The organism is Rhodanobacter sp. MP1X3, assembly GCF_014207165.1.
Taxonomy (GTDB): domain Bacteria; phylum Pseudomonadota; class Gammaproteobacteria; order Xanthomonadales; family Rhodanobacteraceae; genus Rhodanobacter.
On the sequence record NZ_JACHCO010000005.1, the window covers coordinates 285,080 to 308,732 of the forward strand.

A 23,653-nucleotide genomic window follows, 5' to 3' on the forward strand; every position below is an offset into this window, starting at 1 on the left:
TCACACTGCATCCTCACGTAACAGGTAGCTTCTTCGCTTCAGCGATCATCGGCCTCCGTTATGGTCCACCAGCAAGTCAGTAGCGAAACGCCCGCTATCACCAATAACAGCGTGATGGCCGATGCCGACAGCTCGCCACCCATCAAGTCGCGCCAACCAAGATGCAGCAGCGGCATGGCCAGGAGACTTAGCCAGGACGCCCCCGCTCCTGCCAGGAGACCGATCCACAACGGCCAGGCAACGCGGCGGCGACGCGGTGGCAAACGCTGCATCAGGCGTTCGGAAAACCCGTCATCGGGCACCGGTCCCTCGAACTGCTTTTGCAGCAGTGCGTCGATAGGATCGTCGTGTTGATGACTCATGATGTTCGCTCCTCATCGGCGGTTTCACGCCAAGGTGCCAGCCATGTTTTCAGTTTTGCTTTGCCGCGTGTTGCATGGGTTTTCACCGTACCCAGCGGCATGACCAGTACATAGGCCGCCTCTTCGTGACTCAGGCCCAGTTGCACACAATGCAGCAGCACGGTCTGCTCAGCGGCAGACAAGCGCTGCATGGCGCGCTCGAGATCCAGCCGTAGATCAACCGCGTCGGGCAGTGCTGGCAATTGATCAACCGCGTCGTCATCGGTGTCGCCAGAAGGCCACGGTTTCTTTCGGCACGCCTGCAGGAAACACGAATAGGTGATGCGGTAAAGCCAGGTGGAGAATCGCGCTTCGCCACGGAACTGATCCAGTTTCCGCCACGCCAGCAGAAATGCTTCCTGCGCCAGATCGTCTGCCATGGCGTGATCGCCATGCAGCAGACGACGCAACTGCGCGCGCACCATGCCTTGATGGCGGCGCAGTAACTGTTCGAACGCGCGGCGATCCCCACCCAGCAACGTTCGAGCCACCAGCGCTCGATCAATACGCGCTTCGACGGCGCTATCAGCCACGCCGGTTTAGCCACCAGCTGGCGAGATAGCCCAGGCCGATCATCAGCGGCAACAGGCCCAGGCCCCACAAGCCGCCGATGCTCCGGCCGTTGTCGAGCTGTATGGGCAAGGCCAGCAGCATCGCCATCAGCCCAAGGCCGGTGCTGATCAGCACCAGTCCCCGGCGACGTTCGCTGTAGGCCACTTGCGGCTCGATAAGCAGCTGCGCGGGAAGATCCACACCCTTGTCGGCTAGCTGCAACAGCATTTGATAGCGCGCCTGCGTTTGCTGATAGCGATACCGCAGCGTGATCAGAACGATCAGCACGGGGGCCAGCATCACGATGAAGGGAATAAATAGTGCTGCAGGTTCCATTATCTTGCTCCAGAGTTGAGTTACTCGGATGGTGGATGATTAGCCTGATGCCCGGTTGAGTCCTCAGGGTTTCGCGCCTTCGGCGGCAAGCAGGTCGGCAATCTCCTCGGCCAGCAACCAGTGTTGCGACGGCCCTTCGTTACTGGTCAGAGCCACGGCCGCGCCGGTTTCCCAAACCATCTCCAGGTCTGACGTCGTGCCCTCGATGCCGCCCTGGTGGCCACGGATGTGGCGGCCGTGCGAGAGCCGTTCGTCGATTCCGGCTCCAATGGCACCGGGGCCGTCGTTCGGCGCTTCGTCGTCGAACATCTTCGCCAGCGTCGCGGGCCTGAGCAGCCTGCCTCCGTGCAAGGCATTGGCGAACCGCAGCAGGTCGACATTGGTGGAATAGCCGCCACCTGCGGGACTGCCCTTGTAGATGCCCTGCACCCAGTTTGCCTTCCACGTATGGGAGAACACCCCATCGTCGTGGTAGTAGCCGACCGCAAGCCCGGGCACGATCTCGTCCTCGCTGTCGAAGCCACTGGATGCCATCTGCGCAGGTTCGAAGACGTGGTGCTGGATATAGTCGAAGTAACTTTCACCGGAGACGTTCTCGATGATGCGACCGAGCAGAATGTAGCCGGCGTTGCTGTAGCTCAACCCCTTGCCCGGCTCACCCACCTTGGGCTGGCGGGCGATCAGCGCCAGATAGTCCACCGGATTGACGTAGCGTTCGGAGTGCTCGAAATAGTCCGGCACCATGAAGTCGCCCAGGCCCGCGGTATGGTGCAGGAGTTCCCACACAGTGACTTTCTTCGCCATCGCCTGGTCGGGATATTCCGGAACCAGCTTTGCCAGTGTGTCGTTCCACGACAGCTTGCCGGCCTCGACCAGTTGCGCGACGGCGACCGCGGTGAACATCTTGCCGACCGAGCCGATGCGGAACTTCGTCTGGTGATCGACCGGCACATTGAAGCTGCGTTCGGCAAGGCCACGACATTCGTCGAACACGGTCTCGCTGCCATCGATAACGGTCACGCAGCCGGAGAAATCGGACACGCGCACCAATCGGTCCAGTACGGCATGTATCTGTTTTCCCAGCTCCGCATGCGACACCGGTCCCTTGGGCCAGTCGGCATAAAGCGGATTGTCCATCGGGACCATGTGCGCTTGGGCGAGCTGCTTCGGATGCGTCGGGTCGGCGGTCAGCCAGAACAGGGCGGCTTGCGAGCTGCGACGTCCCTTGACGGCGACTTCGAGCAGTCCCGGCTGGTGCGGATCCGTGCGCACATCGAACACGTCCAGGCCGCCGCTATCGCGAGCCGCCGAAACCAGGTCTGTTATGAAATCCGCCTTGTCGTCCGCATCGATGGCCAAGGACAGAATGGTGGGTGCCCACTGCCTGATCTGTGCGGGAGTGTCGGTATTGATGTGGTGGATCAACTCACTGCCGAGCTTGCCGACCGGCGTGTTCGGCAAGCTCGCCGCCGTGGACGCAGCCATTGCTGTGGAAGCCAAGAGGAGGTTGCCAAGTACAAGTATGGGTACGAGAAAGCATTTGCGGATTGCGCATTTTTCGATCTGGATGGAATGGCTCATCGGCTGCGCTCCTGTGCCTATCCGCCCCCTCGATGGCGGACGGACGACTCGTCGGTTGGGAAGACCTTGCTGGACCGCGGTACTCACGGTGTCAGAGGCTTGGATGCGCCGATGGAGGTAAATGGATTCAACGCGGGTCAGCAGCCAACAAGCGAGGCATGGCTATCGACCCAATAGGCACTCGACGTCTGCTGGCGTGGCATTGGCCGAACGTCCGCGTATCTGTCCGCGGACGGTGACACGTATCCGCCGCCGGCCAGCAAACTCTTGAATTGACTTGCTTCAGCCGTGAATCTCCCGCTGGCACAGGGTTTGCTGTGTCCGAATACAGCTGCCGCGTTCGCTTCCGTCCACAGACTGCAGCCTTTTCCCACTTCGCTTGGCTCGCTGAGCACAGTGGTATTGCCAAATATCCGTATCAGGAGCTTTGCTGACTATGTTTCGCACAACCATTCTTTCTTTCATGTTGGCACTGGCCGTTGGAATGGCTGCGACCCATGTTTCCTCGGCTGCGACGCCGGCTGGCGCATCCAGCACGGCAACCATTCCAGCACAGGACAAATCACCACTGATGTCGCGTGACGAGATCACCCGGATCCTCGCGAGTAATCGCAAGATCGTCTCACCCGATGGCATCGACGAGATGGTCAAAGTACGTATCGGTGGCATCGACCAATGGCTGTCGATTCGCGGCAAGGATCGACGCAATCCTATCCTGCTGTTCCTGCATGGTGGCCCTGCCTCCCCGGCGATGCCTGAAGCCTATACATTCCAGACGCCCTGGGAGGATTACTTCACCGTGGTGCAGTGGGATCAGCGTGGCGCTGGCAAAACCTATGCGGCCAACTCGGAGCAGGCGATGGTGTCGCGAATGACCATCGAAGGCATGACGGACGATGCGGCACAGGTGACTGAGTACCTGCGTCAGCACTATGCCAAGCAGAAAATATTCCTGCTGGGACATTCCTGGGGCACGGTGCTGGGCGTTCACTTGGCCCAGCTGCATCCGGACTGGTTCTACGCCTATATCTCGGTAGGCCAGGTCGTGAACGGGCGCCACAACGAAGAGGTCGGTTACGCCTTCGCCCTCCGCGAAGCGAAAGCGCAAGGCAATGCTCAGGCCGTGCGCGAACTAAAAGCCATGGCGCCATACCCTGGCCCGAAACTGACCCTCGACAACATCGGCATGCGCAGCAAATGGGAGATGTATTACGGCGGTCTCGCCTATGGTCGCCAGGATTACCAGTTCGAAGACGATGCTGAATCGTTGTCGCCCGATTACAGCAAAGCGGACCTCGCCGCGATCAGCAAGGGCAGCCTGTTTTCGCTGAATCATCTGCTGCAGCCGCTGTTGGCGGTCGATTTCGACAACACCACACATTTCGATTGCCCGGTGATCGTGTTCGTGGGGCAGCACGACTACACCACGGCGCACGAGCTGACGGAAAAGTGGTTCGGCGATATACAGGCACCTTCGAAGCGACTGGTGAGGTTTGCCGACTCGGCCCATATGATCATGCAGGAACAACCGGGCCGGTTCTTGATGCATCTGGTGACCGATGTCTTGCCGCTCGCACAGAATGCAGGGGATGCAGCGCCAACGGAAATCACCCGCGATCACTAACACAGCGTGGGCTGTGCTTGCACGCCCACGAACATCACGACTGCTGTATCCATCTTCGGCATGTCGAGTGCAGAAAAGTCCGTGCTTGCCAAATTGTTCGGGCGATCAGTTCGCCAGGGCGCATGCGAGCACTCTTCTGTTCTTCCTGCGCTAATGCCCACTTCTTGCCGACAACAGGCATTGCATCGGGGAAGGCCAAACGGCAATCTCGTAACGTGCGTTATCGTCGTATGGACACAACGAACACTTCGCAACGCATGCGATGAGCGACGCGTTCTTCATGACTGGCTATATCGCCGTACGCAGTTCCGCCAGCAGCGCCGCATCCGTCCATGATCGTGGCGTTTCTTCTGCCTCGTGAATCAAGGCGCATAGCTTCGCGTTGACCGGTGCCTGTCGATTCTGTGCTTCGGCCAATTTCACCACTTCGCCATTGATGTAGTCGACCTCCGTGCGCTTGCCGGCTTGCAGGTCATCCCAGGTCGATGAGCGGGCCAGTGGATCGATCGCCAGCATGCGCGAGGCGATACGGCTGAACAACGCGTCGGGCAATGCCAGCACACGTGGCATCCATGTCGGCGGTAGTGGCGTTAGCTTGGCGACCGGCAATCGCGCGCTCCGAAAAACATCGAGCGCCTCGCGTTGAGCCAGTGCGAGACAATGGCGCCAGCCACGCTGTGACAGCTCGTCGCGTAACGGCAGATCGGACAGCGCGTTGATCGCGTTGTTGAGGTTGAGCAACAACTTGGCGCGTTGCACGGCGGCCATGTCGTGGTGCAACTGCAACGGCAGGCCGGCGTTGGCGAAGGCGGCCAGCCACGCGCCGAGCTTTGTATCGGACTGCACCATCAGTTCGCCGGACGAAGCCTGATGAAACACGCCGGGTGCGCGCTGTACCACGTTGAACGGCACCATACCTGCCAGCACCGTACACAGCGGCAACGCTACGGCCAACGTTTCCGCATTGTGCAATCCGTTCTGCAGACTGATGACGAGCGTGCCGGGTTTGAGGACGCCAGCAAGCTGCTGCGCAGCTTCGGCCGTAGCCGCTGATTTGACACAGACCAGCACCAGAGAAGCATCCGCTGCAGCGGATGCTTCCGTATGCAGATCGAGTACAGCTGGCTCTATCCGCTGCTGGTGACCGCGATAGTCGCTCACCGTAAGTCCGTGCTCGCGCAAGCTATTCAGCATGCCTTCGCGGCCGATATAACGAACCGATGTTTGGCCGTCCAGACGTCCACCGATATAGCAGCCGATACTACCGGCGCCATAGACGACGGCGCGCCCTGAAGCGATCATGCGCAGGCCTTTGCCGCGGCGCGACCAGCGATGCGACCGGAGAACAGGCAGCCGCCAAGGAAGCTGCCTTCCAGTGCACGATAACCGTGCAGTCCACCGCCACCGAAACCGGCGGCTTCGCCAGCAGCGTAGAGACCGGACAATGGCTGGCCATTCGGCGCCAGCACGCGAGCATCGAGATCGGTCTGGAAACCGCCGAGGCTCTTGCGGGTGAGGATGTTCAGTCGGACCGCGATCAACGGGCCGTTCGCTGGATCGAGCATGCGATGGGGCTTGGCTACACGCGTCAGCTTGTCGCCACGATAACGGCGCGCGTTGTGGATCGCCATGACCTGACTGTCTTTGCTGAAGGGGTTATCGAATTGCAGGTCGCGTGCTTCGATCTCGCGGCGGATGTGCGCAAGATCGAGCAGGTTATTACCTGCCAACGCGTTCATGCCAGCGACCAGTTCTTCCAGGTTGTCGCGCACGATAAAATCGCGGCCGTGCTGCTTGAACGCTTCCACCGGCGCCGGTGCGCTTTTGCCGATCGCGCGTTTGGCCACCTGCCGCCAGCTCTTGCTGGTCAGATCGGGATTTTGCTCGGAGCCGGACAGCGCGAATTCGCGCTTGATGATCGCCTGGTCGAGGATGAACCAGCTGTAGTCGTAACCGGTACGGCGCAAGTGTTCCAGCGTGCCCAGGGTGTCGAAGCCAGGCCACAACGGACCGGGCAGGCGCTGGCCGGTGGCATCGAACCATAGCGAGGATGGGCCGGGCAGAATGCGGATCGCATGCATCGGCCAGATCGGGTTCCAGTTCTCGATGCCCTCGACGTAATGCCACATGCGGTCGCGATTGATCAGGCTGGCACCGGCGGCGGCGCCGATATCCAGCATGCGGCCGTCGACATGAGCCGGAACCCCGCAGATCATCTTCGCCGGCGGCGCCCCCATACGCTCGGGCCAATAGCGGCGCACCAATTCGTGATTGCCACCGATGCCGCCGGAACAGATGATCACCGCCTGCGCCCGATGTTCGAACTGGCCGATCGTTTCGCGCGAGCTGGGCTTGCCGCGCTCCGCGGTATCGGTGGCCAGCACGCTGCCGCGTGCGCCGACCACAGTGCCTTTGTCGACGATGAGTTCGTCAACGCGATGACGGAACGCGAAGCGCAGCAGTCCCTTCGCCTCGGCTTCGCGCGCGCGCCGCACGAACGGTTCGATCACGCCGTGGCCGGTGCCCCAGGTGACATGAAAGCGCGGCACCGAATTGCCGTGGCCGATCGCGCCGTAGCCACCGCGTTCGGCCCAACCGACCACCGGAAACCAGCGCATGCCCATAGCATGCAGCCAGGCGCGCTTTTCGCCACTGGCGAAATCCACGTAAGCTTCGGCCCAGCGGCGTGGCCAGCGATCTTCGGCGCGATCGAAACCCGCGCTACCCATCCAGTCGGTCAGCGCCAGCGCGTGCGAGTCGCGCACGCCCATCCGCCGCTGCTCAGGCGAGTCGACGAAGAACAAGCCGCCGAACGACCAGAACGCCTGCCCGCCCAGACTCTGCTCGGGCTCCTGCTCCAGCACCAGTACGCGCTTGCCCGCGTCGGTCAACTCCGTGGCCGCCACGAGTCCGGCCAACCCTGCGCCAATCACAATCACATCAGTGCTTTCGCTCATGCGTGCTCCGGTGTTGTTCCGAGCAATCAACTTAGCGCGGACCGACTGTCGTGGCTATGCGCAATGCGACAAAATGGCAGAGCTAAAACTGGCAAGTCTGCTCGCCAATGAAAGCCGTTGATCTTCACACCCTCGCCGACTTTTCATACGGATACAAGCCCATGAATTCCAGCGCCAACCCGGGTAGCAGTCACGTCACAGTGAAAAATCTGGCATTTGCCTTAGTGACTTTTGTCTTTGTGCTTATCGCACATGCCGTGGCTTATCTGACTCACGAATACAGCCATTCACTGACAGCCTGGTCGCTAGGGTGGATGAAACAGCCATTCGGTATCGACTATGGACCTGCCACGGCCTACAACATCATCTTTCTGGGAGATGTTTCGGACAATGTGGATTATTCGCCCATCCTCGCCAGTGGTAATGGGCACAGCGCCGCACTGATTGCGCTTGCGGGTCCTTTCATGGGAAATGGTTTGCTGTACTTCATCCTGTACGGGCTGACTTCGACCAGTTTCATTAAGTCGCGCCGATTCGTATTGGCCTTTTTCTATTGGCTATCCCTGATGTGCGCTGCCAATGTCTGGGGCTATGTCCCCATACGGGCGATTACCACGCACGCCGATATTGCCATCGCGGCGCAAGGCCTGGGTATCTCCACCTGGGGATTATTTCCATTTGTAATGCTCGTTTCGGGCTACATTACTTACCACTTCTTCTGCAGAATGTTTCCGAAGGTCTGCCAGGCTGTTGCTGGTGACGTTGAAGGCAATCTTGCCCTGTTGATTGCCTTCACCTCATTCTGGTACTTCTCGTTCTACGGCGCCGATGGCATCTCGGGCTCCTATGGATTCATTTCGCAAATCCTCTCAATTACTTCGCGATACCTGCTTTTCCCGTTGTGTGTGGTGTACCTGTCATCGAGGTATGCCATTGGGAATTGGACACGACATCAGCTGCCGGCTCAGTAGCGCTGACATTTGCAACGCGGCCACTGCTACCTTGAGAGGGTTGAGGTGACGCAGAACGCGTTGATCAACGTGAACCTGACGCATAGACGTCCGTTGAAAATCAACGGCGCTCAACGCGGCTACGTTTTTCGATACCGCGCTCCCACGGCGGATTTTTGCCAAAGTGCTCGGCCAGAAAATCGACGAAGGCGCGTACGCGTGGCGGCACCATGCGTCGTTGCGGCATGACGGCGTGGATGCCGGTGGTGGTGATCGGGTATTTCGGCATCACCACCACCAGGCGACCGGTGCGTAGCTCGTCGCAAACATGCCAGAACGAATGGATGGCAATGCCCAGGCCCGCCACGGCCGCATCGCGCAGCAGTTCGCCGGTGTTGCTTTCGAAGCGGCTGTGCACGCGCTGCAAAATTTCGCCGCCCTTGCCATCACCGAAACGCCATAGGTCCTGCTGTCCCGACGTGCCCGTCAATAACAGGCAGGCATGCTCGGCCAAGTCCTTCGGTTTGCGCGGATGCCCGTGCCGCTGCAGATAGGCAGGCGAGGCGCACAGTACACGCCGGTTGGTGGCCAGTTGGCGCGCGACCAGACCGGAATCGCCAAGCGCGCCCACACGGATACCGAGGTCGAAGCCCGCGCCGACCAAATCCAGCAGCTCGTCGCTGAGGTTCACGCTCAACTTGATGCGCGGATGGCGAGTCAGAAATTCCGGTAGCAGCGGCGACACGTACTGACGGCCGAAGGAGGCAGGCATGGTGACGCGCAACGTGCCTGACACTTCGTTTGCGGCTTGGCGCAGGCCGCTGGTCAGCGCTTCGAGATCTTCCACCAGCACGCGACCCTGTGCGGCGAGCGCCAGACCTTCCGGCGTGGCATGCAGCTGGCGTGTGGTCCGATGCAGCAGCACTACACCAAGCTCGCGCTCGAGTCGCTTCAGGCGCTGACTGGCCACGGCCACGGATAAACCGAGGCTTCGCGCCGCCGCGCTGATGGTGCCCAGATCGAGCACGCGCATGAACAGACTCAGGTCACCGATGCGGTCCATGACTATCAATCATTCATTGAAAATGATTCCACATTTTGTCTGTTTTATTACTAAATGCAAAGCTCTACGCTGACGCCATTCCTGTTTTGGAGCGTCATCATGTTTGCCCCATCCCTCTCCAAACCCCGCACGCCGCTCGCGCTCTACGCGCTGACGGCTGGCGCGTTCGGCATCGGCACCACCGAATTCGTGATCATGGGCCTGCTGTTGCAGGTCGCTGCCGATCTACACGTCAGCATCGCCGCGGCCGGCTTGCTGATCACCGGCTACGCGTTGGGTGTGTTCGTCGGCGCGCCGTTACTGACCGCGGCGACCAGTCGACTGCACCGCAAGACAGCGCTGGTTGCACTGATGCTGATTTTCACCGTTGGCAACCTGGCCAGCGCGCTCGCACCAAATTACACGGTGCTGATGATCGCGCGCGTCATTACCTCGCTGGCCCACGGCACCTTCTTCGGTGTCGGCGCCGTGGTGGCGACCGGTTTGGTGGCCGAAGATCGCAAGGCTTCGGCCATATCGATCATGTTCACTGGTCTGACCGTGGCCACGTTGCTGCGCGTACCGGCCGGCGCATGGCTGGGGCACGCCTACGGCTGGCGCGCCACGTTCTGGGCAGTGACCGCGATCGGTGTGGTCGCCACCGCGATCATCGCGCTGCTGGTACCGTCAGATCGCAGCGACACTGCGCCGGTGCTGTTTCTTGAAGAGCTGCGGGGGATCGCCAAGCTGCAGGTGCTGCTCGGGTTGCTGATGACTGTGCTGGGCTTCGCCGGCGTGTTCACGGTATTTACTTACATCCAGGCGATCCTCACCGGCATCACCGGTTTCGCCGACAGCTCGGTCTCACCGATCCTTCTGGTGTTCGGCGGTGGGCTGGTGGTCGGCAACCTGCTGGGTGGCCGCCTGGCCGATCGCAAGCTCACGCCGACGCTGCTCGGGTCGCTGATCGCACTGGCCATTGTGCTTGGCGCAATGACGTTCGCGCTGCACAGCAAGCCGGCGATGATCGTGTTTACCGGCCTGCTCGGCATCGCGGCCTTCGCCACCGTCGCACCGCTGCAATTACGCGTGTTGCAAAAGGCCGCTGGCAGCGGACAGAGCCTGGCATCGAGCTTCAACATCGCCGCATTCAATCTGGGCAACGCGATCGGCGCATGGCTGGGCGGTGTGGTGATCACGCACGGTCCCGGCATGACTGCTGTGACATGGGTTGCCGCGCTGGTGACGATATCGGGCCTGATGGTGGCACTGGTGAGTGTGCGGCTGGATTCGGTCAGACGTGTTGAATCCCGAACATCCGCTGTTTGCGCGTCCGCTTAAATCCTGAATCAAATCAGGCAACACAAGAATCCACCCAGCCACTTCAGGAGATCGTCATGCGTCTCGGCACTCTACCGTCGGCAAAATCCTGCCTCCGCATAACTGGATCGAGTCATCGATTTACTACGCTGCTTTTACTTGTCGTGGTGGGTTGCTTCGCCGCTTCAGCGCGTGCTGCAGCGCCTTCAGGATTCGACAAACCCCAATGGATCACGACCTGGATCGCCAGCCCGCAGCCACTGTGGAAGGGTGATTTTCCGTTAACCACCAATGTGCCTTTCAATTTCTGGAATCAGACGGTGAGACAGGCCGCGCGCGTCAGCGTGGGAGGGCACAGCGTGCGCATCCAGCTGTCGAATGATTACGGCTCGACACCCTTGGTTATCGGCTCGGCCCACATCGCATTGACCGGAAAGGATGCCGGTATTGTGGATGGAACGGATCGGTCGATAACGTTTGGCGGCCAAGGATCGATCAGCATTCCGCCAGGCGCACCGGTGCTCAGCGATCCGATTGATCTGAAAGTGGCAGCACTACAGAACGTATCGGTCAGTCTCTATTTTCCAGAACCTGTCTCGCCTTCCACTTTTCACTGGGACGGGCGGCAAACGGCTTACATCGTCAGCGGCAACCAGACAGCCAAAGATTCCATCAAGCCCGATGCAACCATGACGACCCGCGTATTCCTCAGCGCGATTCAGGTTGATGCGCCATCGAAAACACGAACCGTCGTTGCGCTGGGTGATTCGATCACCGACGGCGCGGGCTCGACCATGGATAGCAATGCGCGCTGGCCCGATTTTCTAGCTGCGCGACTTGTCGACAATCACGTTGCAGTGCTCAACGCCGGCATTTCCGGCGCACGCCTTTTGCAGGACAAGATGGGCGTCAATGCGCTGGCTCGCTTCGATCGCGATGTGCTGAGTCAGCCGAATATCGAATCAGTGATCGTGCTGCTGGGCATCAACGATATCAGCTGGAATCACATGGCGTTTGCTCCGAACGACATGCCCGCGACCGCCCAGCAGTTGATCGCCGGTTATCGACAGCTGATCGCCCGCGCGCATGCGCGAAACGTGCGAATCATCGGGGCGACGCTGACGCCATTCGAGGGTGCGCTGAAAGACACGCCCATGGTTGGCTATTACTCCGCCGAGAAAGAGCAGGTACGGCAAGCCGTCAATCGCTGGATACGCGAGAGCGGTGAATTCGATGCTGTCGTCGACTTCGACAAATTATTGCGCGACCCCACGCATCCAACGCGCCTGCTGCCTGCCTACGATTCCGGTGACCACCTGCACCCTGGCGATATCGGCAATAAGGCAATGGCGGCCGCAATCGACTCGGATACACTTTTCAATAGTCGATAAGATCGTCGAGAAAAACCAAGCATCGATTACACGCTGAATTCAATTTGACTGCAGCTGATTCAACCCTATGCCAATGTGATGAGAAGTTTGCCTCATGAAGCAAATTCCAAGCGCCGATGCACACGTTCATTTGGAGGACTTGGAGCTGGACGAAGGGAATTTCAGAACGTTGGTGAGTGTGTTGCAAACCTTGATCGAGGAGATGGAGCAGGATTGCTCGCTCGACGAACCGGGGCGGCTGCGTCAACGCCTCGAGGCGCTTGACTGCCTCGAGGCCCATCTCCCGAATGGACAGGCTCAAGTCCGCGATGCTGAATCCTCTCTGGAGGCGGAACTCCATCATCGAGCTGAGGCGATCTATGCCAGGCTGGAGGCAGTCAACTACGCGATCTACCACACCATCCGTCGCGACATCCAGCGGGGTGCCGGGGCGGAATCGCTGTTGCAATGGGTGATCGCGTCCGCTGATGATGGCCATCATGCCTCTCGGGCAAGCGGTGAACGCTATGACTATCTTGATGAACTGATCAGCGGAGTTTTAGAGTTCGAAGAGCCCTGCACCGGAGTAGCTGAGCTGCCGCCAGAGATGGTGTTTTATCAACCCACTCCGGCGCGCCATATCTTAGATCTGATCGAGCGCGCCGCACTCACCGAACGGGATGTACTGGTTGATCTTGGCTCGGGCATGGGTCATGTCCCGTTGCTCACTTCCATCTGTTCAGGTACGCGCAGCATCGGGATTGAACTCGAGGCAGCCTATGTCAACTGCGCGCAACGGAGCGCCCGAGCGTTGAACCTGACGCAGGTGACCTTTATTCAGCAGGATGCACAGGCTGCCGATCTATCCAGTGGCACGGTGTTTTATCTGTATACGCCTTTCACCGACACGATCATGCGTGCTGTGCTGGATTCGCTGCGACAGGAAGCGATGGGCCGTGAGATTCGCATCTGCACTTTTGGCCCATGCACGCCGATTATCGCCAAGGAACGATGGCTGCAGGCCACCGGGACGGTGGAATCGAATCGGACCGTTATATTTCGCTCCCTCCTTTTCCCAACAAGCAGATAGAGTGCCGGTGTCTTCTTTTGGCCGGTCGCGGCCCAAAGCGCTTAATGAGTCACCGCCCGACGCAAGCAGCTACATCACTTTCCGACGAATCACTCGCCAAAAAAACGGCAACGCAACGCGCACACGCGCTAGCATCGATCATCCCTACCTTGGAGATGCCCATGCGCCGTACTGCTTTCGCCCTGACGCTTGCCGCCGCCATCACGTCCTTGCACGCCACCGATACCCCCAGCGTGCAGGCCATGGCGCAGAAGGAGTTGCCGCAGGTTACGGCGTGGCGGCGCGATATCCATCAGCATCCCGAGCTGAGCAACCGCGAGGTGCGCACGTCGGCCTTGGTGGCGGCAGAGCTGAAAAAGCTGGGGCTGGAAGTACATACCGGTATCGCACACACCGGTGTGGTCGGTTTGCTCAAGGGCGACCTGCCCGGCCCGCGACTGGCAATTCGCGCCGACATGGATGCGCTGCCGGTGACCGAGCCGGCAGGTTTGCCGTTCGCCTCGAAGGCGACGGGCGAATACCGCGGCAAGCCGACCGGCGTGATGCATGCTTGCGGCCACGACGCACACACCGCAATGCTGCTCGGCATGGCGCAGGCGCTCAGCGGCATGAAGAAGACTCTGCACGGTTCGGTGTTGTTCGTGTTCCAGCCCGCCGAGGAAGGCGCGCCGGTCGGCGAGGAAGGCGGCGCCGCGCTGATGCTGAAAGAGGGGCTGTTCCGCGATTTCAAACCCGATGCGATTTTCGGCATGCATGTGGTCTCCTCGCTCAACGTCGGCACCGTCTCGGTGCGACCGGGGCCGACCATGGCCGGCTCGGACTGGTTCCGCATGGTGGTGCACGGCAAGCAGACGCACGGCGCGATGCCCTGGAATGGCATCGACCCGATTGTAACCTCGGCCGAGATCATCACTGCCGCACAAACCATCGTCAGCCGCCGCCTTGATATCAGCACGCTACCCGCGGTGCTCAGCTTCGGCATCGTCGAGGGCGGCTCGCGCTACAACATCGTGCCCGACCAGGTGGAACTGCAGGGCACGCTGCGCACCTTCGACGCAGGCATGCGCCAACAGGCGGTGGATGATCTGAAGAGCACCGCCGAGCATATCGCCGCCGCCAACGGCGCGACAGTGGAAGAGCAGATCCCGATCGGCGACAGCAACCCGATACTGGTCAATGACCCTGCCCTCGCCGCGCGCGTACGGGTCAGCATCGGCAAGGCCATCGGCAGCGAACATGCGATCGAAGCCAAACCGTGGATGGCCTCGGAAGATTTCGCCTACTTCGCCGAGGCCGTGCCGAGCGTGTACTTCTTCGTCGGCGCCACGCCGAAAGGACAGGACGCCTCGAAGGCGCCGTCCAACCATTCGCCGAAATTCTTCCTCGACGAAGGTGCACTGACGATCGGGATGGAATCGATGCTGCAGGCGAGCCTGGATTATCTCAACGGACCAACCGCATAAGAGCATCTATCTCCTCATGGCTAAAATTCTTATCCCGCTGCCAAGCCGCGATGCCGATCCTTCCGAGGTCGCGGTGAGCTGGCAGATCCTGCGCAATGATGGGCATGAGATCGTGTTCGCCACACCTGATGGCCATCCGGCCAGCGCAGACGAAATGATGCTCAGCGGCGTCGGACTCGACCCGTGGGGTTGGCTGCCGGGGCTGCGGCAACTACGGGTGGTCGGGCTGATCCTGCGCGCGAATGGCGATGCACGAAAGGCCTACGCCACGATGCTGAAAGACACCGCGTTTTGCGCGCCGCTGCGTTGGGACGAACTCGACGCGGCGGATTACGCCGGACTGCTGCTGCCCGGTGGTCATCGCGCGCGTGGGATGCGCGAATACCTTGAAAGTCCGCTACTACAAGGCATCGTCGCGGCGTTCTTTGATGCCGGCAAACCGGTCGCAGCGATCTGTCACGGCGTGCTGCTGGCCGCGCGTAGTCGCTCGAAGCTGAGCGGCAAGTCGGTGCTGTTCGGCAAACGCACCACCGCGCTGACCTGGGTGCTCGAGAAAAAGGCGTGGACCACGGCGCGAATCACCCGCTTCTGGGATCCACACTATTACCGCACCTATAACGAGAGCGCCGATCAACCGAGCGGCTATATGTCGGTGCAACAGGAAGTGACACGTGCGTTGGCCGATCCGGCCGATTTCAAGGACGTGCCGCGCGACGCCAAAGACTATGCCCGCAAGACCAGCGGCATCGCGCGCGACAGCGTCAAGGATGATTCACCAGCCTTCGTGGTACGTGATGGCAATTACGTGTCGGCGCGCTGGCCCGGTGATGTGCATCGCTTCGCCAGGGAATTTTCGGCGATGCTAGGCGAGAAAGATTCCTGCGTTTAACCGCCCATAAATTAGCGCATCTGATCAAGACGACTAAAGTGAGCGGTCATGGACCTCCTCCAGAAACCAGCAACCACCCACTTCCCTGAATTTATATAGCAGCCGTGTGCTATCAGCCTCTCCAGCATTTTCTTGAATGACTTCCGCATAGCGATGCGGCTGAAATAACGAAATGGATTGCACAAGAAACTGCTTTTTTAGGTCGGATCTTGAATAGATGAGCGGATTTTTTTGTTTGTGGATATCACTCAAGCTCCAGAGCTCGACGGTTTGGTTGGATAGCCGATAGTCACCAAAGCGCGAAACGAGTGGGAAAATCACTCGCGACTCTTGAAATACGGCATCGCTGGTAAATCGCGATAGAAACGCAGGAAACGATTTATCGGGCTTCGGGCATGACAAGGGTGAGCTTGCGACGCTTGTCGTTACGACACACGAAAGCAGAAATACCGCAATGACAAGACACCCGCTCGTTGTAATGCGTATTGAAGTATTGCCGCTCATTCGCTACATCACCGTAGCGTGCAGCTGCGCCTGTTGAAAACGCCGGTGATGAATCAGCAGACCGGTGAAATAGACGATGTAGTAGCCGATCAGCAGCCCGACCACCAACATGGTGAGTGGGCTGGAGGTATAGCCGGACGACCAGGCTTGCGCACCCGCATCGGAAGCACCCTGTGCCGCGGCATGCGCCTGCTGCACCTGCGGTAGCACCACCAGGAAACGGTAGGCCAGTCGACCAAGCAATAGCACGGTGAGAAACGCGCCGATCCATGGGTTGGGCACATAGCAGTCGCCACGCACCGGGTCGACTTCGAAGCGGGTGAGGCGTACGCCGAGGACACCCAGTCCGGCGCCGAGAATCGCGCCGCCAAGCAGGCCTTCGGCCAGCTCGATCTTGTGCAGGCCACTGAGCGCCAGCAGCGCCCCGAGCACCGCAAAGATCGCGATGCGCACAATCATCGTCTTGCGCTTGATTGGCTGACGTCCGAACGAGCGGCTGACGCGCCGCCAGACCACCCATGCCAGCAGCGGCACCATGATGAAATATTGGGACAGATGGGGAGGCATCGTCATCGCAAGGTGGTGGATACAAGCACAGCTTAATCGAGCGGCGCGACACTGGCGACTGACCGGACACAGTCATCGCACATGACGGCTGTCATCTCATCCGTTGTCAGCTATCCAAGATGGCGAACTAGACGCTGCCGAGCTGCTCGGCCAGCGAGCGCGTCTTGTCGGTGACGACGGTGCCGGTATGCAGGGTCGATTTACGCTCGATCAGCAGGATGTGACACTCGTCCGCAGCCACGGGGTTATGCCGCACGCCTTTCGGCACGACGAACATCTCGCCTTCGTCGAGTTCAACGGCTTCGGCGTTTTCCAGCTCGATACGCAGGTGACCCTTGAGGACAAGAAACAGCTCGTCCTCGTCGTCATGACTATGCCAGCACAGCGTGCCCAACACCTTGGCGACCTTGATGAAGGCATCGTCCACTTCGCCGACGATGCGCGGCGACCAGTAGTCGGTCAGCGACGCAGCGACGGCTTTCGGTGAACTGACCTTGGTCACGGACGATCCTTATTTGGCTTTGCCCTGATTGGCCACGGCGGCCATCTTGGCCTCGATCTCGGCGGCATCGCCGAGGTAGTAATGGCGCAGCGGCTTGAGGTGTTCGTCGAACTCGTAGACCAGCGGAATACCGTTGGGGATATTCAACTCGACGATGGCCTCGTCGGAAATGTTATCGAGGTACTTCACCAGCGCGCGCAGCGAATTGCCGTGAGCCACCACCAGCACGCGCTGACCGGCGCGGATCGCTGGCGCCAGCGTTTCGTGCCAGTACGGCAACACGCGGGCAACGGTGTCCTTGAGGCATTCGGTGTCGGGGATGTCTTTCGGATCGAGCGTGGCGTAACGCGGATCGTCAACGGATTCGTTGGCGCTGCGCTCCAGCGGCGGTGGCGGAATGTCGTAGCTGCGGCGCCAGATCTTGACCTGGTCTTCGCCGTACTTGGCCGCCGTCTCCGCCTTGTTGAGGCCGGTGAGGCCGCCGTAGTGGCGTTCGTTGAGGCGCCAGTCGGTGAGTACCGGGATCCACATCTGCTCCAGCGCGTCCTGCACGCCCCACAGCGTGCGCACCGCACGCTTCAGCACCGAGGTGTGCGCCACGTCGAACGTATAGCCGGACGATTTCAGCAGCTCGCCAGCAGCGATGGCCTCGGCGTTGCCCTGCGGCGTGAGGTCGATGTCGGCCCAGCCGCTGAAGCGGTTGTCGAGGTTCCACTGCGATTGGCCGTGGCGGATCAGTACGAGCTTGTGCATAAGGCGATCATCAACGTGGGACAGGCCGGCATGGTGCGGCCACCGGCCGGCAGCGTCAAATACCGACCCCTGCCACAGGTCATGGTAAACCCGCGGCGGCGCGGGTGCATCCTAGCTGCACCAATCACTCACGGAGACTGTCATGCGTCGAATTCCGACGATTTTCATCAGCGCCGCTTTCGCGCTGGCGCTGCCGCTGGCGACGCTGCCCTCCTCAGCCTGGGCCAGCGGCGACGACATCAGCAAGATCAACGGTTCGGTCACCGTCGAGGCCGGTCAGCCGGCCGGCGACGTGAGCTCGGTCAACGGCTCGGTCCATATCGGCTCTGGCGCCCAGGTCGAGAAGGCCAACACGGTCAACGGCTCGATCGATCTGGGCGACAACGGCCACGCCAAGTCGCTGGAAACGGTCAATGGCGCCGTGACACTGGGCAGCGCCAGCCGCGTCGGCGGTGACGTCACCGCGGTCAACGGCGGCTTGCGTCTGGCCCAGGGCGCCGAAGTGCTCGGCAAGGTCGGCAACGTCAACGGTGCCATCGCCCTGGAGGCGGCGCATGTGGCCGGCGGAATCAACACGGTCACCGGCGACATCACGGTAGGCGCCAACTCGCACGTCGAGGGCGGCATCCTTGTCGATGAGTCGCACGGCTGGATCCACAACAACACCCACACGCCGGTGATCGTGATCGGGCCACACGCCGTCGTTCAGGGCACGCTGGAATTTCGCCGCGAGGTGGTGCTGAAGGTCAGCGACAGCGCGCAGATCGGACCGGTGAAAGGCGCCACGGTGGTGAAGTTCAGCGGGGCGACGCCATAAGTCCCATCTGCCCTCATTGTGATCTTGCACGAAGGATAAACATGCGGAAGAAGGCTCTTGCTTGCGTGCTCATGTCGTGCATGATCAGCGTAACCTATGCCGACGCACTCGCTTCGGTAGCAACAACCATTCAGCTTGAGCCCTATATGGGTTCAACGTTGACGATGCGCGCGGAGGTCAACGGTCACGAGGGACTCTTTCAGTTCGATACCGGTGGAGGCGAATCGATCATCAGCTCGGATTTCGCCAAAACCATCGGATGCACTCCCTGGGGGAGGGTTACCGGATTTCGCATGACAGGAGAACGTCTGGATTTTCAGCGTTGTGACGATCTGCAATTCAAAACGGCAGGCGCCATTTTGAAAGCGCCAACTGTTGGGGTACTCGACATCATGGGCATGCTCCCAAAGGGCGCGCCTCATTTGGATGGTTCACTCGGTCTGGACATTTTTGCGGGGCGGACGATCACTTTCGATGAATCCGGAAAAACGCTCACCATCGAGAGCGTGGACAGTTTCAAAGACCGAATACGCAACGCCAAAGAAGTCCCCATACGGCTTGTACGCGATGCCGAGGGCGTCGCGCTTACGGTGGATGTAGCCGTGCCAACTTCGCATGGCATGGCGTGGATGGAGATGGATTCAGGAAATGGCGGCGGCGTTTTGGTGATTGCGAAATATCTTGCGGACCAGTTTCATCTCGATCCCAACAAAAAGGATCCTCAATCAACAAAGTTCGAAATCGCCGGAGGTATTCCCGTTGAGGGACAAGCGATCACGCTTGATTTAATAAAGGATGGCAACATCGGGGCACGATTTTTCAGGAAGTGGGTATTAACTGTAGACCTGGCTTCGGGACGTGCGTGGCTTTTACGGCGCGCATGCCCAGCTGATTCGACGCATCAAGCTTCGCAGCGTCTGGCGTGCCAGACGCCTGCATAGTGCCTACACCCAATCGCGCGGCTTCAGATACGCGGCCAGCTTCGCCTCGGCTGAACCAGCCTCAGGCGCATAGGCATACTCAAAGCGAACCCGCGGCGGCAGACTCATCAGGATCGATTCGGTACGTCCACCCGACTGCAGACCAAACAGCGTGCCACGGTCGTAGACCAGGTTGAACTCCACATAGCGGCCGCGCCGGTACAGCTGGAACTCGCGCTCGCGTTCGCCGTACGGCATGGCTTTGCGGCGTTCGACGATCGGCAGGTAGGCGTCCAGGAATCCTTCGCCTACGGCCTGAGTGAAAGCGAAGCAGCGCTCGAAGCCGCCTTCATTGAGGTCATCGTAAAACAGGCCCCCGACACCGCGGGTCTCATCGCGATGCTTGAGATAGAAATATTCGTCGCACCATTTTTTATAGCGCGAATAGACGTCCGAACCGAACGGTGTACACAAGTCGTTGGCGACCGTATGCCAATGGCGTACGTCTTCGTCATGCGGATAGAACGGCGTAAGGTCGAAGCCGCCACCAAACCACCACACCGGCTCCATACCCGGCTTGTTCGCCTCGAAGTAGCGCACGTTGGCGTGCGTGGTCGGTACATGCGGATTGCGCGGATGCAGGACCAGCGACACGCTGGCCGCCACATATGAGGCACCGGTGAGTTCGGGCTTGCGCGCCGTTGCAGCCGGCGGCAGCGACTTGCCCTGGGTGTAGGAGAAATTGACGCCAGCCTGCTCGAATACGTCGCCATCGGTCAGCACCCGCGTGCGGCCACCACCGCCGCCTTCGCGCACCCAGGCATCCTCGACGAAGCGGCCACGGCCGTCAATCTGCTCGACCCCGGCGCAGATGCGGTCCTGCAATCCACGCAGGAAGGTTTCGGCACGTTCGGCTTGCTCGCTCATCTCGCTACTCGATTCTTCAACAGCAGCGAGCTTAGCAAGGCAAATCACCGGCGGCGATGCGCCGCGATGCCGCGTACCTTGACTTGCGTCACCGCTGAATCGGAGCACGCAGCGCCGATAAGCCACTGACTGACATTCCCATGACCTTCATGCCGCGAGGCCCACCATTCTCGCCAACCCGTCGCCAAACCCATGACGGGCTAGGCAATCCCCGAACCGACCATTAGGCTCTCGCGATGTCCGATCCCATGACTCCTCTCGCGGTCACCGCGTATACCGCCACCTCGGCCATCGGACACGGCCTTGCCGCCCAGCTTGATGCGCTGCGTCACGCACGCAGCGGCCTGCGCCCCAACGATTTCAGCAGTGCGTCGCTGAACTGCTGGATCGGCCGCGTGGTCGGTGTGGAAGACACGCGGTTGCCAGCTGAGCATGCCGTGTGGGAATGCCGCAACAACCGGCTGGCGTGGCTGGGCCTGAATCAGGACGGTTTCCTCGATCGCGTGCGCGAGGCGCGCGATCGCTACGGCGCCGGGCGTATCGCGCTGATGCTGGGCACCTCCACCGCCAGCATTGGTGAAACGGAAACGGCCTATCGCCGGCTCGATGCCGACGGCGGCTTCCCCGACGATATGCGGCGCCCGGCGATCCATGCGCCGCATTCGCTGGCGGCTTTCGTTACCGCCGTGCTGGCACTGGAAGGCCCGTGCCTGACCATTTCTACCGCCTGCTCGTCCAGCGCCAAGGTATTTGCCAGCGCCGAACGCATGATCCGTCTCGGACTGGTGGACGCAGCCGTCGTCGGTGGCGTGGATACCCTGTGCGACAGCGTGCTGTTCGGCTTCAACGCGCTGGAGTTGGTGTCATCGCAGCCGTGTCGCCCGTTCGACGCCGCGCGCAACGGCATCTCGATCGGCGAAGCGGCCGGCTTCGCGCTGCTGGAGCGCGTCGATGCAGTGCCCGATGCGCCACGCCTGCTCGGCTATGGCGAAGCCAGCGACGCCCACCACATGTCCACACCGCACCCCGAAGGCCTCGGCGCTGAGCTGGCGTTGCGCGACACGCTGGCGCGCGCGGGGCTGGACGCGGTGCAGGTCGATTACATCAACCTGCACGGCACCGCCAGCACGAAGAATGACGAGGTGGAAGCCGCGCTGGTCAGTCGCGCGTTTCCCGCGCGCACACGCAGCAGTTCCACCAAGGGTTTCACCGGTCACACGCTGGGCGCGGCAGGCATTATCGAGGCGACTATCGCACTGCAGGCCATCGAGCATGGACTGATCCCTGGCAACCTCGGCGGCAGCATGCCCGATCCGGGCTGCGGCCCGCAGTTCGCCTGGAAAAACGAGCATCAACGCGTTGATGTAGCGCTCAGCAACTCGTTCGGCTTTGGCGGCAACAATGCATGCCTCGCTTTCGCTCGCGCTGGATTCTCCGCATGAGCCCGCTGCGCATCCATATCGAAGGCATCGGCCTGTGGTCGAAGCATCTTGGCAGCTACACCGCGCTGCAGTCGCTGCTGGTCGGCAATACGCCCGAGCCACCGCTGTCGAAGCCCGCTGCCACCACGCTGCCGCCGAACGAACGCCGGCGCGCGCCGGAAAGTGTGCTGCTAGCGGTCGAGGTGGCCGGCCAGGCAGTGGCGATGAGTGGCCGCGCAGCGGCGTCACTGACCTGCGTGTTTTCCTCGTCGCACGGCGATCAAGCGATCACCGATTACATGTGCGCCACGCTGGCAAGCGCGCCGACCGAGCTGTCACCGATCCGTTTCCACAACTCGGTACACAACGCGCCGGCCGGCTACTGGACCATCGCCACCGGCTGCCACGAACCGTCAACCGCGGTGTGTGCGCACCGCATGAGTTTCGGTGCCGGCTTGTTGGAAGCGATAAGCCAGGCGCTGGCTGACCAACGCCCGGTGCTGCTGGTGTGCAGCGATATCGCCGGCGTGTATCCACTGGTGGAAGAAACCGGCTGCACGCAGTCGTTCGGCTGCGCGCTGGTTTTGGCACCCGCGGTCAGCGGGACGACACTGGCCTCGCTGGACATCACGCTTGCGCCAAACGGCCCGGTCGAAACTTTGCCCGAGCCGCTGGCCGGCTGGCGCGATGCCAACGCTTCGGCAGATGCGCTGCTGCTGCTGGCCCTGCTGGCGCGTGGTCATGGTCGTTGCCAGGTCGATGCCGCCGCTACGCTGGGACTGCATATTGAGCTGCAGCAGGTCGACGTGCGTGCCTTCGACGCGCATCACCGCAACGCGGAGCATGTCGCTTGACCGCCAACACCACGCGCTGGTGCGTACTGATCCCGTGCCTCAACGAGGAAGAGGCGATCCAATCGGTGATCGAATCCGTGCTGGCGCTGGGTGCGGCCGTGATCGTGATCGACGACGGCTCGGATGACCGCACGCCCGAGATCGTCGCCAGCCTGCCGGTGACCCTGCTGCGCCACGCGCAGCGATGCGGCAAAGGCGAAGCGCTGCGCCACGGCTTCCGCGAGGCGCTGCGGCAGGGTTTCGACGCGGTGCTGACGATGGACGGCGACGGCCAGCATGTGGCCGAGGACATTCCACGCATCGTCGCAGCAGCCGCTGGTTATCCGGAGCACATCGTGATCGGTGCGCGCCTGCTCGATCGCGCGCAGCAACCCAAATCTCGCCGCCGCGCCAATGCAGTGGCTGACTGGGGCATTTCCTGGGCCTGCGCGCAGCCGGTGGCCGACACGCAAAGTGGCCAGCGCTGGTATCCGCGTACAGCGATGGAGTTGGTGAATCTGTCGGCCGAACATTTCGTGTTCGAAGCGGCCATTTTGATTGCCGCCTCGCGTGAGAAAAAACTCGGCGTCGTCGCGGTACCCATCGCTTCCCGTTACCACGACACATTCCGACGCAGCCACTTCAGTCCGGTGCGCGATGTCACCCGCATCACCACCTACACCATCGGCTGCGTGTTCCATTACGGCAACGTGATTGCCAGCTACCGCCGTTCGCGCGCGCGACCCCTGATTGTCCAGGACACCAACGCAAGCTGACGTCGCAGGATCACCGTCCGTTTCACCCCATGCTGTGCAGCGGAATGATGCATGGCAC

General features: G+C 60.9%; 24 protein-coding genes. 12 read left to right on the top strand and 12 right to left on the bottom strand.

Going from position 1 to position 23,653, the window contains the following annotated elements:
* Window positions 1–38: 38 nt before the first annotated feature.
* The 4 genes from HDE79_RS14975 to HDE79_RS14990 all read right to left on the bottom strand — a co-directional run bounded on the left by HDE79_RS14975 (window position 39) and on the right by HDE79_RS14990 (window position 2,870).
* The gene (locus HDE79_RS14975) at window positions 39–362 is read right to left on the bottom strand and encodes a hypothetical protein (protein WP_184602838.1); all 324 of its coding nucleotides are present in this window, start codon (window positions 360–362) and stop codon (window positions 39–41) included.
* Complete coding sequence (locus HDE79_RS14980) at window positions 359–934, bottom strand: RNA polymerase sigma factor (protein ID WP_184602840.1); 576 nt, start codon at window positions 932–934, stop codon at window positions 359–361. Before HDE79_RS14980 ends, HDE79_RS14975 begins: the two co-directional genes overlap by 4 nt.
* Complete coding sequence (locus HDE79_RS14985) at window positions 927–1,289, bottom strand: DUF6249 domain-containing protein (protein WP_184602842.1); 363 nt, start codon at window positions 1,287–1,289, stop codon at window positions 927–929. The genes HDE79_RS14980 and HDE79_RS14985 overlap by 8 nt, the downstream gene beginning before the upstream one ends.
* Before the next feature lie 63 nt (window positions 1,290–1,352).
* Entirely contained in the window at window positions 1,353–2,870 is a 1,518-nt protein-coding gene (locus HDE79_RS14990) for a serine hydrolase domain-containing protein (RefSeq protein ID WP_255488428.1), read from the bottom strand.
* Window positions 2,871–3,306: 436 nt separating this feature from the next.
* Between HDE79_RS14990 and HDE79_RS14995 the strand changes: the two genes are divergently transcribed.
* The gene (locus tag HDE79_RS14995) at window positions 3,307–4,494 is read left to right on the top strand and encodes an alpha/beta hydrolase (RefSeq protein ID WP_255488429.1); all 1,188 of its coding nucleotides are present in this window, start codon (window positions 3,307–3,309) and stop codon (window positions 4,492–4,494) included.
* 288 nt (window positions 4,495–4,782) lie between these two features.
* Here HDE79_RS14995 and HDE79_RS15000 read toward each other — a convergent pair whose 3' ends face one another.
* Both HDE79_RS15000 and HDE79_RS15005 read right to left on the bottom strand, forming a co-directional pair.
* The gene (locus HDE79_RS15000; protein WP_184602844.1) at window positions 4,783–5,796 is read right to left on the bottom strand and encodes a 2-dehydropantoate 2-reductase; all 1,014 of its coding nucleotides are present in this window, start codon (window positions 5,794–5,796) and stop codon (window positions 4,783–4,785) included.
* Window positions 5,793–7,451 (bottom strand): FAD-binding dehydrogenase, encoded by a 1,659-nt coding sequence (locus HDE79_RS15005; protein WP_184602846.1) that lies wholly within the window; start codon window positions 7,449–7,451, stop codon window positions 5,793–5,795. Before HDE79_RS15005 ends, HDE79_RS15000 begins: the two co-directional genes overlap by 4 nt.
* Before the next feature lie 161 nt (window positions 7,452–7,612).
* Between HDE79_RS15005 and HDE79_RS15010 the strand changes: the two genes are divergently transcribed.
* Window positions 7,613–8,422: a hypothetical protein gene (locus HDE79_RS15010; protein ID WP_184602848.1), complete on the top strand. Its 810-nt coding sequence runs from the start codon at window positions 7,613–7,615 to the stop codon at window positions 8,420–8,422.
* A gap of 100 nt (window positions 8,423–8,522) precedes the next feature.
* Here HDE79_RS15010 and HDE79_RS15015 read toward each other — a convergent pair whose 3' ends face one another.
* The gene (locus tag HDE79_RS15015; RefSeq protein WP_184602850.1) at window positions 8,523–9,464 is read right to left on the bottom strand and encodes a LysR family transcriptional regulator; all 942 of its coding nucleotides are present in this window, start codon (window positions 9,462–9,464) and stop codon (window positions 8,523–8,525) included.
* 99 nt (window positions 9,465–9,563) lie between these two features.
* Between HDE79_RS15015 and HDE79_RS15020 the strand changes: the two genes are divergently transcribed.
* The 5 genes from HDE79_RS15020 (at window position 9,564) to HDE79_RS15040 (ending at window position 15,575) form a co-directional block, all read left to right on the top strand.
* Window positions 9,564–10,784, top strand: coding sequence for an MFS transporter (locus HDE79_RS15020; RefSeq protein WP_184602852.1), 1,221 nt, complete (start codon window positions 9,564–9,566; stop codon window positions 10,782–10,784).
* Window positions 10,785–10,840: 56 nt separating this feature from the next.
* Window positions 10,841–12,154 (top strand): SGNH/GDSL hydrolase family protein, encoded by a 1,314-nt coding sequence (locus tag HDE79_RS15025; protein ID WP_184602854.1) that lies wholly within the window; start codon window positions 10,841–10,843, stop codon window positions 12,152–12,154.
* A 94-nt stretch (window positions 12,155–12,248) separates the two neighbouring features.
* Window positions 12,249–13,223: a hypothetical protein gene (locus tag HDE79_RS15030; protein ID WP_184602856.1), complete on the top strand. Its 975-nt coding sequence runs from the start codon at window positions 12,249–12,251 to the stop codon at window positions 13,221–13,223.
* Between the two features lie 161 nt (window positions 13,224–13,384).
* Entirely contained in the window at window positions 13,385–14,686 is a 1,302-nt protein-coding gene (locus HDE79_RS15035) for an amidohydrolase (RefSeq protein WP_184602858.1), read from the top strand.
* A 16-nt stretch (window positions 14,687–14,702) separates the two neighbouring features.
* On the top strand, window positions 14,703–15,575 hold the full coding sequence (locus HDE79_RS15040) for a type 1 glutamine amidotransferase domain-containing protein (RefSeq protein WP_184602860.1): 873 nt from the start codon (window positions 14,703–14,705) through the stop codon (window positions 15,573–15,575).
* Between the two features lie 33 nt (window positions 15,576–15,608).
* Here the strand turns inward: HDE79_RS15040 and HDE79_RS15045 are convergent, their stop codons facing one another.
* The 4 genes from HDE79_RS15045 to gpmA form a co-directional block, all read right to left on the bottom strand.
* Window positions 15,609–16,079 (bottom strand): hypothetical protein, encoded by a 471-nt coding sequence (locus HDE79_RS15045; protein WP_184602861.1) that lies wholly within the window; start codon window positions 16,077–16,079, stop codon window positions 15,609–15,611.
* Between the two features lie 3 nt (window positions 16,080–16,082).
* The gene (locus HDE79_RS15050) at window positions 16,083–16,646 is read right to left on the bottom strand and encodes a DUF1453 domain-containing protein (protein ID WP_184602863.1); all 564 of its coding nucleotides are present in this window, start codon (window positions 16,644–16,646) and stop codon (window positions 16,083–16,085) included.
* A 127-nt stretch (window positions 16,647–16,773) separates the two neighbouring features.
* Complete coding sequence (locus tag HDE79_RS15055; protein WP_184602865.1) at window positions 16,774–17,148, bottom strand: cupin domain-containing protein; 375 nt, start codon at window positions 17,146–17,148, stop codon at window positions 16,774–16,776.
* Window positions 17,149–17,157: 9 nt separating this feature from the next.
* The gene (gpmA, locus tag HDE79_RS15060; protein ID WP_184602867.1) at window positions 17,158–17,901 is read right to left on the bottom strand and encodes a 2,3-diphosphoglycerate-dependent phosphoglycerate mutase; all 744 of its coding nucleotides are present in this window, start codon (window positions 17,899–17,901) and stop codon (window positions 17,158–17,160) included.
* 142 nt (window positions 17,902–18,043) lie between these two features.
* Here gpmA and HDE79_RS15065 point away from each other — a divergent pair, with 142 nt between their 5' ends.
* Window positions 18,044–18,718: a hypothetical protein gene (locus tag HDE79_RS15065; RefSeq protein WP_184602869.1), complete on the top strand. Its 675-nt coding sequence runs from the start codon at window positions 18,044–18,046 to the stop codon at window positions 18,716–18,718.
* 41 nt (window positions 18,719–18,759) lie between these two features.
* Complete coding sequence (locus HDE79_RS15070; protein WP_184602871.1) at window positions 18,760–19,659, top strand: aspartyl protease family protein; 900 nt, start codon at window positions 18,760–18,762, stop codon at window positions 19,657–19,659.
* Between the two features lie 3 nt (window positions 19,660–19,662).
* On the opposite strand, the gene hemF is transcribed toward HDE79_RS15070, so the two are convergent.
* On the bottom strand, window positions 19,663–20,565 hold the full coding sequence (hemF, locus tag HDE79_RS15075) for an oxygen-dependent coproporphyrinogen oxidase (RefSeq protein ID WP_184602873.1): 903 nt from the start codon (window positions 20,563–20,565) through the stop codon (window positions 19,663–19,665).
* A 236-nt stretch (window positions 20,566–20,801) separates the two neighbouring features.
* Between hemF and HDE79_RS15080 the strand changes: the two genes are divergently transcribed.
* The 3 genes from HDE79_RS15080 to HDE79_RS15090 are packed head-to-tail and all read left to right on the top strand — an operon-like array spanning window position 20,802 to window position 23,595.
* Entirely contained in the window at window positions 20,802–22,007 is a 1,206-nt protein-coding gene (locus HDE79_RS15080) for a beta-ketoacyl-[acyl-carrier-protein] synthase family protein (protein ID WP_184602875.1), read from the top strand.
* Window positions 22,004–22,840 (top strand): beta-ketoacyl synthase chain length factor, encoded by an 837-nt coding sequence (locus HDE79_RS15085; protein WP_184602877.1) that lies wholly within the window; start codon window positions 22,004–22,006, stop codon window positions 22,838–22,840. The genes HDE79_RS15080 and HDE79_RS15085 overlap by 4 nt, the downstream gene beginning before the upstream one ends.
* Entirely contained in the window at window positions 22,837–23,595 is a 759-nt protein-coding gene (locus tag HDE79_RS15090; RefSeq protein WP_184602879.1) for a glycosyltransferase family 2 protein, read from the top strand. Before HDE79_RS15085 ends, HDE79_RS15090 begins: the two co-directional genes overlap by 4 nt.
* Window positions 23,596–23,653 lie beyond the last annotated feature (58 nt).